Below are 15,797 nucleotides of genomic sequence, written 5' to 3'. Positions count from 1 at the left end.
CATCATGCATAACCACAACCCCAACGAATCCAAGGCCCGCGCCATCTTCCGGGTGGTCAGCGGTAACTTCCTGGAGATGTACGACTTCATGGTCTATGGCTATTACGCCAAGGCCATTGCCGACACCTTCTTCCCGGCCGGCAACGAGTTCCTCTCGCTGATGCTGTCGCTGGTGACGTTCGGCGCCGGCTTCCTGATGCGGCCGCTGGGCGCGATCTTCCTGGGCGCCTACATCGACCGCCACGGCCGCCGTGTGGGCCTGATCGTCACGCTGGCGCTGATGGCGTGCGGCACGCTGTTGATCGCACTGGTGCCGGGCTACGCCACCATCGGGCTGGCGGCGCCGCTGCTGGTGTTGATCGGCCGGTTGCTGCAGGGCTTCTCGGCCGGCGTGGAACTGGGTGGGGTATCGGTCTACCTAGCCGAGATTTCCACCCCGGGCAAGAAGGGCTTCTTCGTGAGCTGGCAATCGGCCAGCCAGCAAGTGGCGGTGATGTTTGCCGCGCTGCTGGGCGTGCTGATGTCGTCGCTGCTGCCGCCGTCTGAGATGAGCGCGTGGGGCTGGCGCGTGCCGTTCCTCGTCGGCTGCCTGATCGTGCCGTTCCTGTTCATCATCCGCCGCTCGCTGCAAGAGACGGAAGAGTTCCAGAAGCGCAAGCACCGCCCGGACCTGGCCGCCGTGTTCCGCTCGATGGGCCAGAACTGGCGCCTGGTGGGCGCGGGCACGCTGATGGTGGTGATGACCACGGTGTCGTTCTACCTGATCACTGCATACACGCCGACCTTCGGCAAGAGCGTGCTGCACCTGTCGGATTTCGACAGCCTGATCGTCACGCTGTGCGTGGGCGCCTCCAACTTCTTCTGGCTGCCGGTGATGGGCGCGGTGTCTGACCGTGTCGGCCGCCGCCCCCTGCTGATTCTCTTTACCGTGCTGATGCTGCTGACCGCCTACCCGGCCATGCAGTGGCTGGTGGGCGCACCGTCGTTCGCCCGCATGCTGACCGTGCTGCTGTGGCTGTCGTTCCTGTACGGCAGCTACAACGGCGCGATGGTCGTCACGCTCACCGAGATCATGCCGCCGGAAGTGCGCACCACCGGCTTCTCGCTGGCATACAGCCTGGCCACCGCCATCTTCGGTGGGTTCACCCCGGCGATTGCTACTTGGCTGATCCACACCACCGGCAACAAGGCGATGCCGGGTGTGTGGGTGTCGTTTGCTGCACTGTGCGGGCTGGTGGCCACGCTGGCCATCGTCAAACCGGCCGGCAAGCATGTACATGGCGCGGACGCTGCTCGCGCTGCTTGACCAGCCGCGTGTATGAATAAAACGCCTCTCGGAGGGCCTCCTCTGAGGGGCGTTTTGCTTGGTGGTGCATCCCTCATCCCCTGCCGGGGCTGACTCACTTTCTTTGTCTTGCCAAAGAAAGTAAGCAAAGAAAGGCGCGCCCGAGATGACGACCCATCCCTTGAATTTATGTAACCGGGCGGAGAAGGAGGCAAACTCGCTTCGCTCAAACAGGCCTCCTTCTTTTTTCCGCCCGCTTACAGAAATTCAAGGCGCCATCTAGGGCATCAACGGCCACACCATCGCAGTTTCGTCGTTCCCGCAAAGGCGGGAACCCAGCGGCGTTTTCGGGGCAAGCAACGACACTGGGTCCCCGCCTACGCGGGGACGACGGTGAAAGAAGCGTCGTCGGCAGTGCACCAGCGGTTTGGCCGTTCCTGCCCTTGATGGCGCCTTGGATTTTTGTAAGCGGGCGGAAAAAAGAGGGAGGCCTGTTTGAGCGCAGCGAGTTTGCCTCCCTCTCCGCCCGGTTACACAAATCCAAGGGGGGGTCGCCATCTCGGGCGCGCCTTTCTTTTGCTTACTTTTCTTTGGCAAGACAAAGAAAAGTGAGTCGGCCCCGGCAGGGGACGATACCGGGGATGGACCAAAACCAAAACAATCCCACCCCGGCCCCATCAGCGTTACTGAATCACCAGCCCGTTCGGCCCCACCACGCCCAGCTCCACGTAATGCGAAGCCGGCCGCGTCCGATCAGAGAAATCGACCATGAACCCGCCGCCCACATCGAAGTTGCGCAGGCGGGCAAGCTCGCGGCGCACCTGTTCGCGCGTGGGCTTGGGGCCGGCGCGGCGCACCGCTTCCGCCAGTACCTTGGCGGCGACAAACCCTTCGATCGCACGGAAGGACAACTCCACGTCCTTGGCACCCACGGCGGTACGCGCTCGGTTGAATTCGCGGATGACGGGGTTCACGCTCTTGCCGGGGTTGGGCATCACCATCGCCAGCGAGTAGCCGCGCACGGCGTCGATGCCGGCCACTTTGAGCAGGATGCTGGGATCGATCGACGACAGCCCCAGAAGTTGCGCCCCGCCACCTCGGGCCCGGTATTGCTTGACGAACTGCGCGGCAGGCTCCGCCGTGGCGCCCAGAAAGATCGCCTGCACATCGGCGCTGAGCAGTTTGTCCACCGCCGGCCCCACCGCCGCCGTGTTGCGCGGGTACGAAGCCGTGGCGGCCATCGCCAGCTTGTGCGCCTTGAGCGTGCGGTCCACGCCGCCCAGCGCCTCCTTGCCCAGCGCATCGTCCTGATACAACACGCCAATGCGCGTCACGCCAATGGTGACCAGCGCGCCGACCATCTTGTCAATTTCCTGCTGGTAGCTGGCCTTGATGGGGAAGACCAGCGGGTCGCTCGTCATGCTCGAGGCACCCGTGGCGGGGCCGACCAGCGGCAGACCGGCTTCGGCCAGCACGCCGTTGCGCATGAGCGCTTCCACGTTAGCGGTACCGACCACGGTCAGCACGGCCACGGGGTTGTCGATCTTGGCCATGTCGCGCACGTTGCGCAGGGTCTGCTCGACCTTCTGCTCGTCGTCGCGGGCGACCAGGCGGATGGTTTCGCCGTTGATGCCGCCGTCGAGGTTGAGCCAGTCGAAGTACAGCCGTGCGCCGGCGTTGAGCGCGCGCCCCGTGGCGGCCTGCGAGCCCGTCAACGGCAATGACTGGATGATGCTGATATCGGCGCGGACGGCCGGCGCCCCGAGTACGGCGCAGAGCGTCAATGCGGCAGCCAGAGGCCGGCGCCAGCGCGCACCCCGGCAGCGCGCGTGATTTCCCGTTTGCATTCCTAGCACCCTTCACCGCGGCCTCGTGGGCGGCGGCGTTTTGTCGAGACCGCCCGGCTGTGCCAAGGGCGGCTCACTTTTGTTGTTCTGGTCGTGCGAGACATTGCCCCGCGAGGTCGATAGCCTGCCATCGGGCAGGGGCTTCGACAAGTCCTGACGGGGGCGTTTTAGACTCGCTCGATCGTTCTGTCGCAAACCTCCCACGCCACCATGCCGCAGCGCATTCTGCCCACCGATGTTGAAGGCCGCACGCCGCCATCGCTCGCGCACCCCGTGCGGCTGTACACGCGCCAGATGGAGGCCAACACGCGCTTTCCGCGTCACACGCACCCGTGGGCACAGGTGGCGTACAGCCACAACAGCGTGCTGCGCGTGCAGGCGGGCGACACGGCCTGGGTGGTGCCGCCCTCGCGGGCGATCTGGATTCCGCCCGGCATCGAACACGAGGTGTGGGTGGTGGAGGCGGCGTTCCTGCGCACGCTGTATGCCGATCCGTCCGTGGTGACGGGCACGCTGGCCGAGTGCCGGGTCATGGAGGTCTCGCCGCTGCTGCGCGAGTTGATCGCCGCGATGGACGTGCGTCAGCCGCTGCCGCCCGCGCGCGAGCAGGCGCTGGCCGCGCTCATTCTGGACGAGCTGCGCCGCAGCGCCCCGCTGCCGCTCGATCTGCCCATGCCCGCCGATAAACGCCTGCGCGCCCTGTGCGAACGCGTGATGGCCGACCCGGGCTCGGCGCTCAACTTCGATGATCTTGCGCGTGACGTGGGTGCCAGCACGCGCACGCTGGCGCGGCGTTTTCGTGACGAGCTGGGCGTGAGCTTTTCGCAATGGCGCCAACAGGCGGTGCTCGCCAGCGCCATCCCGATGATGTCGCAGGGGATGCCGCTGGCGCAGGTGGCACAAACGCTGGGCTACAACAGCCAGAGCGCGTTTTCCGCGATGTTCCGGCGGGCGTTTGGGCAAAGCCCGAGCGCGTTCCTGCATCGGCCGGGCTCCGATAACGAAGCCGCTTGAGCGGCGCTAGATCAGCGGTAGGGGCATCGCCGGCAGCGATACCGTGAAGCGTGCGCCGCCGCTGGGCGCGGCATCCAGCTGGACCTCGCCGCCGTGTACGAGCGCAATGCGCCGCACGATCGCCAGGCCCAGGCCAAACCCGCCGGTATGCCGGTCGCGGCTGGCATCCAAGCGCAGGAAGGGCTCGAACACGCGGGCGCGGTCTGGCACGGGGATGCCGGGGCCGTCGTCTTCCACCACTACGCAGAGCGCGCCTGCTTGGCCGGCTTCAATCCGCAGGGTGATGGTGTTGCGCGCATAGCGCGCGGCATTGCGGATCAGGTTGAGCAGCGCGCGTGCCAGCAGGCGTGGGTCACACACGTGGTACGCGGGCGCAGCATCGGTATGCACGGTCAGGCTGAGCTGGCGGTCGGCCACGTCGTTGGCGACGCTGGCGACCACGCTGTCGAGCCATTCGCCCACCGCCACACGCATCAGTACGAGATGGGTGGCGCCCTGCTCCAGGCGGCTGAGCGCCAACAGTTCGCTCACGAGTTCGTCTAGCTCGCGTACGTCACGGCGCAGGGCATCCAGACGGGAGGCACGCTGCGTATCGGGCACCGGCGTCTGCAGCAATGCAATGCCGAACTCCAGCCGCGCGATCGGCGTTTTGAGTTCGTGCGAGATGCCGTTCATCATCTCGCGCTGGTGCTGGATCGAGCCCTGGATGCGTTCGGCCATGTCGTTGAACTGGCGTGCCAGGCCGTACACGTTGGAACGCTTGCTCAGGCGCGCACGCGTGGCCAGCTTGCCTGCGCCAAAGCCGCGTGCGGCGTCTTCAAGCGTGCGCAGGTCACGCCAATGCAGCCACACCCAGAGCAGCAGTGGCACCAATGCAGCCACGGCGATGAGGGCGTAGGCGATGGCGCGGATGCGGCCGTAGTCCATGTCGGCGTTGTAGGCGTGCAGCACGCTACCGTCGCGCAGCGGCAGGTAGTAATCCCGGCCGTTGGTCTGCAGGACCATCTTGCCGTGCGCGAGGTCGTCACGCTGCTCGGCCGACAGCGTGGGCACCGTGGCGGGGTCGACAAAATCGAACTGCTCCCACGCGTTCTGGTTCAGGCGCGTGATGGCGGCAGCGCGGTCGCCGCCGGCGCGGTCCAGATAGTCACGCAGCACGAAGGCATAGCCCTTGCGCACTTCGCGCTCGCCTTGCGTGAGGGTGTCGTAGAACATCCAGACAAACGATCGGTTGACGGCGAACACCGCCAGGGCCGCGGCCAGCACCACCATCGCGTAGAGCTTGATCAGGGAGCGGATCATCGTTCAGTCCTCCCACGCCGAGGGGCTGAAGAGATAGCCGCGTCCCCAGATCGTCTTGATCTTGTGCGGCTCGGGCGAGGCGTCGCCAAAGCGACGGCGCAGACGCGAGATGCCGGAATCGACCGTGCGGTCCAGCCCGTCGAATTCGATGCCGCGCAGTTGCTTGAGGATGTCGTCGCGGCTGAGCACGGTGCCGGCGGCACGCGCGAGGATCAACAGCAGGTTGAACTCGGCCGTCTTCAGGTCGACCGACTGCCCGCGCCACGTGACGGCACGGTTCGGGGGCGAGATGGTGAGTTCACCGAAGACGAGCGTGTCGTCACGCGGCATGGCCGGCTCCGACGTTGACATGGCCGGCAACGCGCGACGCAACAGTGCCCGGGCGCGCGCCACCAGCAGGCGCGGCTCGATGGGCTTGAGCACGTAATCGTCGGCGCCGATCTCCAGCCCCGCCACCTGGTCGTACGTATCGACCCGCGCAGTCAGGATCAGCACCGGCACGCGCGAAAACGCGCGGATGCGCCGGCACACTTCCATGCCGTCCATGTGGGGCAGCATCAGGTCCAGGATCACCAGAGCCGGCTGATGCTCGCGCACGGCGGCCACGGCAATGTCGCCACGGCGCACCACTTCCACTGCAAATTCGTAGTTGCCCAGGTATTCGCTGACGAGCTGCGCAAGGCGGTCGTCGTCTTCGATCAGCAGCACCTTGGTCTTGAGCGGCCCATCGGTGATCGCCGTCATCGTCCATTCGCCCCGTTGTTTTTCTGATGGCGCGCAGTGTATGCGCACTGCCTTGCCAATGGTTGCTGCGCAGAAACTTGAAAACACTCGCGCACAATTGCGCACAACTTCCCGGCAATTTGCAGACAGACGTGCGCGGCGGATCTCGCCAGACTGCGGTCTCTCTCTCCAGAGATCCAACAAGAGGTCCAACGTGCATCTACGTCTCCCCCTGCGTCTGGCTCCGCGCCTGACGGTTTCGTCTCTCGCCCTGCTCTCTGCGTTGTGGTGGTCGCCCTCTGCGGTGTATGCCGAGGAGGCTTCGTATACGGTGTCACTCAACGTGGGCACACGGCCGCGCTATGCCGGCAGCAGCCAGAGCACCTTGATCGGCGGTCCCGGCGTGCGGGCAGATTTCGGCAACGGCTGGTTCATCGACCCGCTGCAGGGCGGCGCAGGCTACGCCATCCGCTTTCTGAACGGCATGTTCGCCTCGGGCGCGCTGTCTTACGACCCCGGCCGTACCGACCACAACAGCTTCGGCCGCCCCGGCTCCGACCACCTGAAGGGCATGGGCAACGTCAAGGGCTCGCTGCTGGGCGTCTTCACGGTGGGCAGCAAGATCGTCGGCGAAGCCACGGCCAGCGCCACGCTGGAGGTGCCGCTCACCCACCGCGAGCGCGGCTGGTCCGGCCACCTCGACCTGAACGCGCCGGTCGTCAGCTGGGGCACCAACAAGATCACCGTGAACCCGAGCCTGCAATTCGGCTCGCGCAAGTACATGCAGACGTACTTTGGCGTGACGGCCGAGCAATCGGCCAACAGCGGTTTTGCGGAGTATTCGACCAACGGTGGCTTGCAGGCCGCGTCCGTCACGGTGGCGTGGACCCACGTCTTCTCAAGCCACTGGGCATTGCGCACGGCCGTCGGCACGTCGCGCCTGCTCGGCAATGCCGCCAAGAGCCCGATCGTGCAGAACAAGCAGGGCTACTTCGTCGGCACGGGCATCGCCTATACGTTCTGAGCGTTCTGAGCGTTCTGAGTGCGGACGCGGGTATCGAGCCACGCCACGGTTTCGCGCCACCACGGCGCCCCGGACGATGCCCGGAAAAAACCCATGTGGCCGACACCCTTGCTGCCCAGCGCGGCGCCCCCAATCTGCCGCCGCGTGATGCGCGCGGCAGGAAAGCGCGCCACCAGCGCGTCGATGGCTTGCGCGGGCGCCAGCGGATCGTCGTCAAACCCCCAGGCGAGCAGCGGCACCTTGAGGCGTGCATAGCGGCGGGTGTCCAGCCCGGCGCGTGGCGCAAACAAATAGCCGCGTTGGCGAGCAAAGCCCGCCCAATCGCTGAGGATGGCGGCGGGAATCGACATCGGCCCCATGCCCACGTCCGCCAGCGGCAGCATGCCGCCACGCGCGCGTGCCACCGCCAGGGGAATCCGCACATGCAGCAGCCATGCAAACGGCAGCCGCCCCAGGGCGCCGCGCCATGGCCACCCACGTACATTCGCCAGCGGCGATGCCACCTGCACCAGCGCATCCGCATGCACGATATGCGGCGCCAGCCCGGCCAGCTGCCCGCCCGCGCTGTGCCCGAGCACCACCAGCTTGCGGCCGCCGCAACCTTCGGGGACGAGCGTGTCGTGTGCCCACTTCAGCACCGCGTCGATGTCCTGCCGGCCCCAGTCGGCAAAGCGTGGCGCAGTGGGTGATGCGGGACCGCTGGCCAGCGCCTCGCCAATGCCGCGATAGTCGAACGTGACCGTGCGCCAGCCGGCCAGGCACAGCGCCCGCGCAAAGGCGGCGTAGAACTGGCGCGGCACACCCAGCGCCGAGCAGATCACCACCGTGCCGTGCGAGCCCAGGCCTGGGCTTGTGACCGTGATGGGCAGCGTCCAGCCGTCGGCGGTGCGGACATGGTCTTCGCGGGTGGGGAGGGCGTCGGCGGGATAATCGATCGGCTCGCGCTGCATGAGGCACTCCGCTGCGGTGTCGGGATGGAGGCAGTATTGGCGGCGGCCAGTCGGCTCACAATAACGCCACAGGTAATCGCGGCACCTACCTCGCCCTGCTTCAATAGATGACGTGATCGATGATGTAAGACGCGCCCAACCCGCCGAGATGCCCATGCTTGATGAAGCCGATACCGCCCAGGTGGCCGGTGAACCGCCCGAAGCCGCCGTCCCACCCATTGCCCGCTTCCCGCAATTGCTGCGCTTCTGGCGCACGCGCCGTGGCTACAGCCAGTTGGCCCTGGCGCTGGCGGCGGGCGTGTCGCAGCGGCATGTCAGTTTTCTGGAGTCGGCACGCGCCACGCCCAGCCGCAACATGATCCTGCAACTGGCCGAGGAACTGAGCGTGCCGCTGCGCCACCGCAACCAGATGCTGCTGGCGGCCGGCTTTGCCCCCGCGTACCCCGAGCAGGGCCTGAGCGCACCGGCCGACGAGGCCTCACCCATGCGGCAGGCGGTCCGCCACGCCGTCAAGCTGATCCTCGACAAGCAGGCACCCTATCCGGCCATCGTGCTCGACCGCTTCTGGCATGTGCTCGACGCCAATGTCGCGCACCGCCGCCTGATGCGCTGGGCCATCGGCGATGACCGGGCCGAAGGCGCGCCGGGCACCGTCAATATGATGAAGCTGGTGTTCGATCCGACCGCGCTGTGGCCGGCGATCGTCAATCGCGACGCCGTCGGCCGCTACCTCGCCCGGCGCGTACGGCAGGAACTGGCGCTGCACACCATCGACCCGGCCACGCAACGGTTGCTGCACGGCATTCGCGCGCTGCAGCCGGCCCTGTTCGAGGCCAGTGAGTTGGCCGCGCCCACCCCGCCCGTGCACGACACGGACGACCCGCCGCCCCTGCTGCCCGTCACGCTGCAGCGCGATGGCGTGACGATCTCGCTGTTCACCACGCTCACCACGCTGGGCACCCCGCGCGATGCGGGGCTGCAGGAGATGCGCATCGAGTGCTTCTATCCGGCGGATGACGCATCGCGGGGCGCCCTGGAACGTATTACGCTGTAACGACGCCCGCATTGCAACGAGAATCATTCTCACTTATATTGGCCGGTCGATTTGCCCCTTAGTCTGCGGCCGCAGCGCCGCCTTGTGCTTCATGACCGACCTGTCCCAGCCCCCACGTTCAGCCGAGCCCGCCGCACACGCTCGCCCTGCGCGGACCCATGCCCAGCACCCTGTCAACCGCCGTGCCACGGCAGTGCGCTGGCTGCGCAAGACGCACGGCTGGTTCGGGTTGTGGGGCGCGGTGATGGGGCTGATCTTCGGCGTGTCGGGCATCTGGCTGAACCATCGCGCGGTGCTCAAGCTGCCCGTGGCGCAAGAGCGCACCAACACGCAGATCGCCCTGCCCGATCCGCTGCCCGCCACGCCGGAGGCAATGAACACCTGGCTGCAGCAGGCACTGAATGTGCCGGAGCCCGCCAACCGCGTGCGCGTGGAAAAAGCCAAACCGGTCGCGTGGGCCGAGCGCCCGGCCAAGAGTGACGAGAAGGGCGAGGCAGGCAGCGCCAAACCACTGATGCAGCCTGAGCAGTGGACCTTCAACTTTGGCGGCGCCACCCGGCAGATCCAGGCCGAGTACTGGGCCGGCAACCGCTCGGTGTCGATCCGGCAAACGGATAACGGTTTCCTCGGCACGTTGATGAACCTGCACAAGGGCACCGGCATGACGGTGCCGTGGATTCTGCTGGTGGATACGCTGGCCGGCTGCCTGATCTTCCTGTCGCTCTCGGGCCTGTGCCTGTGGGTGATGACCACCAAGCGCCGCACGGTCGGCTGGACGATCTTCGGGCTGGGAAGTTTGCTGGCGATCGGGTTGGCGGTCTCGCGCCTGTAACCTTGCGCCTTCATGGACGATCTACGCTGCGTTCTGTCAGCGGCCGCTGGATCGCCCCCACCCACCCTGCTCCGCCGCATGGGTGATTGATCCCAGCAGAGAGGGCATGCATCGGATTCGAAGCCTTAAGTGCCGATGCCGGAGCCCCAGAGCGCCGCTGTTGATGCAAAAAGCAGCAACGGCGGAGCTTAAAGGTCCGGCGCCGGAGCTCAAACACGCGAACCCTGCTGCTTTTTTCATCACCGCTGCTGCTTTTTGCAGCAACGTCGGGCGCTTTGCGCCTCACACGCGGGGCTCCGCAGCTCCAGATTCGAACCTTTTAGTGCCGATGTCGAGGCTTGGGGCTCCGATGCTGGCGTTGGGAACGCCGTCACACGAGGGCAATACGTGTCGTCTCAAGCCGGGGTCGCGGGTGGTGCGGTTGGCGTGGGCGCCTTCTCCCCATCCGGCGCCGCCCGCGTCATCCACTGCTCGAATGCCGCCGAAGTCCGCAACACCGTTGCCGGCGTCGCCAGCGGGATGCCCGCCTTGTCGAACGCATCCTTGAGCACGACGTTGAAGGCCCGCAGCACATCGGCCTGCTTCTGCGGGCGCGTCCGGAAGCGCCCCTTGACCACCATCGCGCCTCCCTCGAAGCGATCCAGCCCGAACACCTCCGCACTGCCGAGCAGCGTGGCCGTGAAACGCGGTTCGCTGGCCACCTGGTCCGCGGCGGTACGCACGAGGTCAATGGCCTGCTGCGGGTGCGCGTCCATCGCCACGCGCACCTCAAAGTCGGCAAACGAGTAATCGCGCGAGAGGTTACGCACCGTCTTGATCTGGCTGAACGGAATCGACAGCACCGCCCCCGTGCCGTCGCGCAGGCGCACGGTGCGGATGGTCAGGTTGACCACCGTACCGGTCGCCACGCCCACGTCCACCGTATCGCCCACGCTGATGGTGTCTTCCATCAGGATGAAGATGCCGGTAATCAGATCCTGCGCCAGCGACTGCGCACCAAAACCGACCGCCAAGCCCACCACCCCGGCGCCAGCCACCAGCGGCGTCACATTCACGCCCAGGTTGGCGAGCACGCCGATGCTGGCCGTCACCACCAGCGTCACCTTCAAGCCATTGCGCAGCAGCGGCAGGATGGTGAGCGCACGCGTGCTGGGTTGCGCGCGCGCCGAGGCCGGCGACAGCGCCCGCAGGATCGCCGTGTCCAGCAGAATCCACGCCAGCCACGTGGCAAACACGGTGCTGACCAGGCCGACCAGCGCATCGGCAATGCGCTTGCCGTTGACCGAGCTGTGCGTGACCTCCACCAGCGTGTGGCCCCACACGCGCAGCACCAGTTCGACAAAGACGACCCAGATGCCGAGCTGCAGCAGCGCGGTGAAGAAATGCTTGAGCCGCTCCACGTATGGCGAGCTGCGCGCGAGCCGCAAATGCCGCCGCCAGCTCTTGCGCGGCCGCACCACCGCCGTCAGAAAGAGCGCCGCCACCAGCAGCAGTGAGGTCATCACCGCGCGGCGCGATACCACATCGACGTTGTCGGGCATGGTCAATGTGGCCAGCACCGTCACGCCCGCCAATACCAGCACCGGCACCGGCCACAGCGCGGCAATCACATGGCGGACCTGGTTGCCGGCGTGCTCGCCCTGGCGCTGCTCCAGCGGCCGGTTGGCAATCAACTGGCCAACCGGGCGACGGGCCCACAGCGCGCCCACCGCCAGCATCATCGACGAGACCGCGTTGCACACCGTAGACAGCAACAGGCTGAGCGCGCCACCGAGCACCAGTGCAACGCGCGGGTCCAGCAGCGCATCGCCGCACGCGCCGAGCGTGGCGGTCAGGAAGATCGGCCACATGCCGTGCTTGAGCAGGTGCTCCACCGCCACACGCCGGTGGGCGCTGCCGGCAAACAACGAGAACAGCATCGCCACGGCCGCGGTGATGATGGCCCCCCACACGATGGCGTAAGCCAGCACCAGCGCCAGCACAAAGCCGGGCGTGGCGTCGTGCGAGACGCGCATGATCACGGCAAACGACACGGCCCACGGGCCGATCTTGCGCAGCGCATCGACAAACAACGCGCGCGTGGTCGGATGGGGGCCGAGCCCCGCCTTGAGGCCGAATACACGCCGGAACAGCCAGCCCAGGCCAAGCAGCCCACCGGCAATCGCGGCCCAGACGGCGACGGTGCTCGCAAAATCGGCGGCCAGCGGCATGCGCTTGTCCGGCGCGGTGAGGAGGCTGACGTTGCCGATGGCCGCATCGACGCGGCGCAGCCAGTAGCGCGGCGCACCGGCTTCCACATCGGCTTCGACAGAACCATGCTCGATGAGTGAGGCCACCGCGCCGAGCAAACCGGGCGCCTGCTCCGTCTGCGCGGTTTGCTGCGCGGCCACACCATCGCGCAACTGCTTGAGTTCCGTGACGAGCGCGGCGCGTTGCTGGTCGTTGTCGAGCAGCGTGATGACGGCGTCGAGCGATTGACGGGTCTGTGCAGGCGTGGCGGGCGGCGCCGATGCGCTCGCCGTGGACGATGGCAGCCCGGCCAGTTTGGCAAACGACACCGGCACAGCCGCCGCCAGATGGGGGATGCCCAGCATCAGCAGGAGCCACGCAACCGGCCACAGCCGCCGCATCCAGAAGAAGGAACGAGTACGCATGACAGGAAAGCGATCGTGCAGACAACAATCACGGCACGATACGCGAATTCCCCTTGCGGGCGAATTCCCATGGGGGCGAATTCGCGGAGCCGCCGACCTCAGCGCTTGGCGCCCGCAGGCAGCGGCGCGCGGCGCCACAGCCAAGCAGCCGCCCCCAGCGCGCACACCATGCATGCCATCACCAGCGCCACCACACCGGGCCAGCCCCATGGCGCATAGAGCTTGCCGCCCGTCGTGCCGACCAGGCTGGAGCCCAGGTAGTACGCCAGCAGATACAGGGCCGCGGCTTGCCCCTTGGCCCGCTGTGCGCGACGCCCGACCCAGCCGCTGGCCACCGCATGCGCGCCAAAGAACCCGAAGGTCAGCAGCGCAATGCCGCCAACCACCAGCGCCAGCGGCGCAGCCAGCGTCAACAGCACGCCCGTCGACATCAATGCCGTGCCCCCCAGCAGCATGCGGCCCCGGCCATGGCGATCGGCCAGTCGGCCAAACCATGCGGAAGCGCCAATGCCGACCAGATAGACCAGGAAGATGCCACCCACCGCCGTCTGGCTGAGCGCATACGGCGCATCGAGCAGATGGAAGCTCGCGTAGTTGTAGATGGTGACGAAGCCGCCCATCAGCAGAAAGCCCATGGCAAACAGCGCACGCAAACCCGGCTCGCGCAAATGCGCGCCCAGCGTGTCGAGCAGATCGCCCAGCGCGACGCCCCTGCGCGGCACAAAGCGGCGCGACGGCGGCAGCAGCCACAGAAAGGCCAGCGCTACCAGCAAACCCAGTCCGCCCGTAAAACCGATGGCCGCTCGCCAACCAACGTGGTCGGCCACGGCGCCAGTCAGCACCCGCCCCGCCATACCGCCGAACGCAGTACCGCCGATATACAAGCCCATCGCCAGCCCCAAGCCCTGCGGATGCACCTCTTCGGCCAGATACGCCATCGCCACGGCCGGCACCCCACCCAGCACGATACCCAGCAACGCCCGCGTGGCCAGCAGCCCATGCCAGCCCGGCAGCACGGCCGCCGCCAGCGTGAGCACCGATGACAACACCAGTGACACGCCCATCAGTGTCTTGCGATGGATCGACTCCGACAGCAGTCCCGCAAACAGAATCGCAAAGGCCAGCAGCAGCGTGGACACCGACAGCACCAGGCTCGTCTGCGCGGGCGTCAGGCCAAAGTCGTGCGCCAGCAGCGGCATCAGGGGCTGCACGCAATACAACAGCGAGAAGGTGGAAAAGCCCGCCGCAAACAGCGCCAGGTTGGCGCGCAGGTACCCGGGAGAGCCGCGCACCAACCAGTGCGCAGGGTCAGCGGGTTCGGTTGAGGAAGCAGGTGTGGCGCTGGACAAGGTGTTCGCGGCTGGCAGGTGGAGAACAAACGCTGGGGAAGCCGCCTATTATCGTTCGCAGCCGCCGTGCCCGCTGCGGAGCGCCGCGCGGCACCGGTCTTGCGTCGCCCCTCGCATGTCTTCTTTTCCGCCCATCATGCAGACCACGCTCTACTACTGGCCTGAGATCCAAGGTCGCGGCGAGTTCGTCCGCCTCGCGCTGGAGCAGGCCGCCGTGCCCTACATCGACCTCGGCCGCGAGGATGCCGCCGCCATCGAAGCGTTTCTCGACGATGCGGGCATCACCACGCCGCCGTTCGCGCCGCCGTTTCTGGTGGTCGGCAAGCTGGTGATTGCGCAAACGGCCAACATCCTGCTCTACCTGGGTCAGCATTACGGCCTCGCGCCCAGCGACGAAGCCGGCGGTCTGTGGACGCATGGCCTGCAACTCACAATTGCCGACTTCGTGGTGGAGATTCACGATACGCACCACCCCATTGCCTCGGGCGAATACTACGAAGACCAGTTGGCCGAAGCCAAACGGCGCACGCGGGATTTCCTCGCGCACCGTGCGCCCAAGTTCCTGCGTTACTTCGAGAGCGTGCTCGATCGCAACCCCGCCGGCCCCACCTGGGCCGTGCGCGATGCACTGACATATGTGGACTTGTCGCTATTCCAGATCGTGGCGGGGCTGCGCTATGCGTTTCCGCATCACATGCAGCGTTACGAGCGTGAGCTTCCCCACCTCGCGGCATTGCATGATCGCGTGGCCGGGCTGCCGAACATCGCCGCCTATCTGCAGTCGCCGCGCCGCATTCCGTTCAACACCATGGGCATCTTTCGCCACTATTCAGAATTGGATGCGCTGAAGTGACACACCCGGCGCAAGGCCGGGTCTGGGCGGGGTGCGAACACGTCAGGCGGGGAGCCGCCGCCGGACGTCTTCGAGTGCGGTCGGCCAGTTTTCGATGGCCGCCAGGTCGTGGATGTCCTGCAGATCAATCAGCAACTCGACCACACGGTCATCGTCGACATTCACACCGGAGCAGCGCAGCGCGCGCGCCAGCGCATCGTCGCCAGGCACGCGCAGCAGGCTGACGCCCAGTCGCTCGATGTCTGCGCTGTAACACGCGTCGTTGATGAGAATGCCGACACCGCAGCGGCGGTTGTCCAGCCCGCGATAGCGGGGCTCGCCGTCGGCGTCTTCGGAGCGACACTGCTGCGCCAGCAGGTGCGTGCGCACACGCTCAAAAATGTCCTCGATGGCGAGGAACGTCTCCTTCCCTTGCATGGGTGTCACCTTATCGTTGGTGATCTGTTCAATCGGCGGCTTAGAACGTATCGACAACCGCGCCGTTCAGGCCGAACTGGCGGGCGATCGAGTGCAGACGCTCCTTCCACTCCCACGTGCCGAATACGTCGTGTGCGTTCTGCAGCTTGGAGAGCAGTTCGACGGTGTCCTGGTCGTCCACGTCGATGCGGGCTTTCTTGAGTGCGCGGCGCAGCGCGATGACGCCGGCATCCATGTAGCGCGGGATCTCGTTGGCGGGCTTGAGGATGTAGCGTACCGGCACGCTTTCCATCGACGTGGTGTAGTCACGCACGCCGATCAGGTTGCCGATGGGGCAGCAGCGGCCGCCCTGGCCGTGGTACGCGGCACCACCGCGCGGCAGGATGGCGGCGCCGCCCTGGCCGAACAGATGGCGAACCGCGCCGTCGTAGATTTCTTGTTTGCTGAGATATTGCGTCTTCATGTTCTTTCCCCTGACCCCGGGTGTGCACTC

Annotated in this window: 14 protein-coding genes; 6 read left to right on the top strand and 8 right to left on the bottom strand. The window is 66.6% G+C overall.

From position 1 onward, the window contains the following. The first annotated feature begins 4 nt into the window (after positions 1–4). A complete protein-coding gene (locus tag AB0305_RS02135) occupies positions 5–1,306 on the top strand; it encodes an MFS transporter (protein ID WP_366171035.1) in 1,302 nt (433 codons plus the stop codon). A gap of 662 nt (positions 1,307–1,968) precedes the next feature. On the opposite strand, the gene AB0305_RS02130 is transcribed toward AB0305_RS02135, so the two are convergent. After that, positions 1,969–3,132, bottom strand: coding sequence for an ABC transporter substrate-binding protein (locus AB0305_RS02130; protein ID WP_366171033.1), 1,164 nt, complete (start codon positions 3,130–3,132; stop codon positions 1,969–1,971). A 210-nt stretch (positions 3,133–3,342) separates the two neighbouring features. On the opposite strand from AB0305_RS02130, the gene AB0305_RS02125 reads away from it, so the two are divergent. Further along, on the top strand, positions 3,343–4,146 hold the full coding sequence (locus AB0305_RS02125; protein WP_366171031.1) for a helix-turn-helix transcriptional regulator: 804 nt from the start codon (positions 3,343–3,345) through the stop codon (positions 4,144–4,146). Between the two features lie 6 nt (positions 4,147–4,152). On the opposite strand, the gene AB0305_RS02120 is transcribed toward AB0305_RS02125, so the two are convergent. After that, the gene (locus AB0305_RS02120; RefSeq protein ID WP_366171029.1) at positions 4,153–5,448 is read right to left on the bottom strand and encodes an ATP-binding protein; all 1,296 of its coding nucleotides are present in this window, start codon (positions 5,446–5,448) and stop codon (positions 4,153–4,155) included. 3 nt (positions 5,449–5,451) lie between these two features. After that, positions 5,452–6,192 carry a response regulator gene (locus tag AB0305_RS02115; protein ID WP_366171027.1) on the bottom strand — a complete coding sequence of 247 codons (741 nt, stop codon included), beginning with the start codon at positions 6,190–6,192 and terminating at the stop codon, positions 5,452–5,454. Between the two features lie 310 nt (positions 6,193–6,502). Between AB0305_RS02115 and AB0305_RS02110 the strand changes: the two genes are divergently transcribed. Next, positions 6,503–7,195: a MipA/OmpV family protein gene (locus AB0305_RS02110; protein ID WP_366171025.1), complete on the top strand. Its 693-nt coding sequence runs from the start codon at positions 6,503–6,505 to the stop codon at positions 7,193–7,195. On the opposite strand, the gene AB0305_RS02105 is transcribed toward AB0305_RS02110, so the two are convergent. Then, entirely contained in the window at positions 7,183–8,145 is a 963-nt protein-coding gene (locus AB0305_RS02105) for an alpha/beta hydrolase (RefSeq protein WP_366171023.1), read from the bottom strand. The genes AB0305_RS02110 and AB0305_RS02105 overlap by 13 nt on opposite strands. A gap of 112 nt (positions 8,146–8,257) precedes the next feature. Here AB0305_RS02105 and AB0305_RS02100 point away from each other — a divergent pair, with 112 nt between their 5' ends. Both AB0305_RS02100 and AB0305_RS02095 read left to right on the top strand, forming a co-directional pair. Further along, a complete protein-coding gene (locus tag AB0305_RS02100; protein ID WP_366171021.1) occupies positions 8,258–9,199 on the top strand; it encodes a helix-turn-helix transcriptional regulator in 942 nt (313 codons plus the stop codon). A gap of 91 nt (positions 9,200–9,290) precedes the next feature. Next, complete coding sequence (locus tag AB0305_RS02095) at positions 9,291–10,031, top strand: PepSY-associated TM helix domain-containing protein (RefSeq protein ID WP_366171019.1); 741 nt, start codon at positions 9,291–9,293, stop codon at positions 10,029–10,031. Between the two features lie 395 nt (positions 10,032–10,426). On the opposite strand, the gene AB0305_RS02090 is transcribed toward AB0305_RS02095, so the two are convergent. Together AB0305_RS02090 and AB0305_RS02085 are read right to left on the bottom strand one after the other, a co-directional pair. Further along, complete coding sequence (locus AB0305_RS02090; protein WP_366171017.1) at positions 10,427–12,685, bottom strand: mechanosensitive ion channel family protein; 2,259 nt, start codon at positions 12,683–12,685, stop codon at positions 10,427–10,429. 98 nt (positions 12,686–12,783) lie between these two features. Beyond that, positions 12,784–14,034 (bottom strand): MFS transporter, encoded by a 1,251-nt coding sequence (locus tag AB0305_RS02085; RefSeq protein ID WP_366171015.1) that lies wholly within the window; start codon positions 14,032–14,034, stop codon positions 12,784–12,786. A gap of 136 nt (positions 14,035–14,170) precedes the next feature. On the opposite strand from AB0305_RS02085, the gene AB0305_RS02080 reads away from it, so the two are divergent. Beyond that, entirely contained in the window at positions 14,171–14,887 is a 717-nt protein-coding gene (locus AB0305_RS02080; protein WP_366171013.1) for a glutathione S-transferase, read from the top strand. A 42-nt stretch (positions 14,888–14,929) separates the two neighbouring features. Here the strand turns inward: AB0305_RS02080 and AB0305_RS02075 are convergent, their stop codons facing one another. Both AB0305_RS02075 and AB0305_RS02070 read right to left on the bottom strand, forming a co-directional pair. Beyond that, positions 14,930–15,304, bottom strand: coding sequence for a hypothetical protein (locus tag AB0305_RS02075; protein ID WP_366171011.1), 375 nt, complete (start codon positions 15,302–15,304; stop codon positions 14,930–14,932). Positions 15,305–15,344: 40 nt separating this feature from the next. Beyond that, entirely contained in the window at positions 15,345–15,767 is a 423-nt protein-coding gene (locus AB0305_RS02070) for a hypothetical protein (RefSeq protein WP_366171009.1), read from the bottom strand. Positions 15,768–15,797 lie beyond the last annotated feature (30 nt).

The organism is Arthrobacter sp. NPDC080086 (assembly GCF_040702285.1).
The sequence above is the reverse complement of the archived record's forward strand: the minus strand, read 5'-3'. Positions and strand labels throughout refer to the sequence as shown.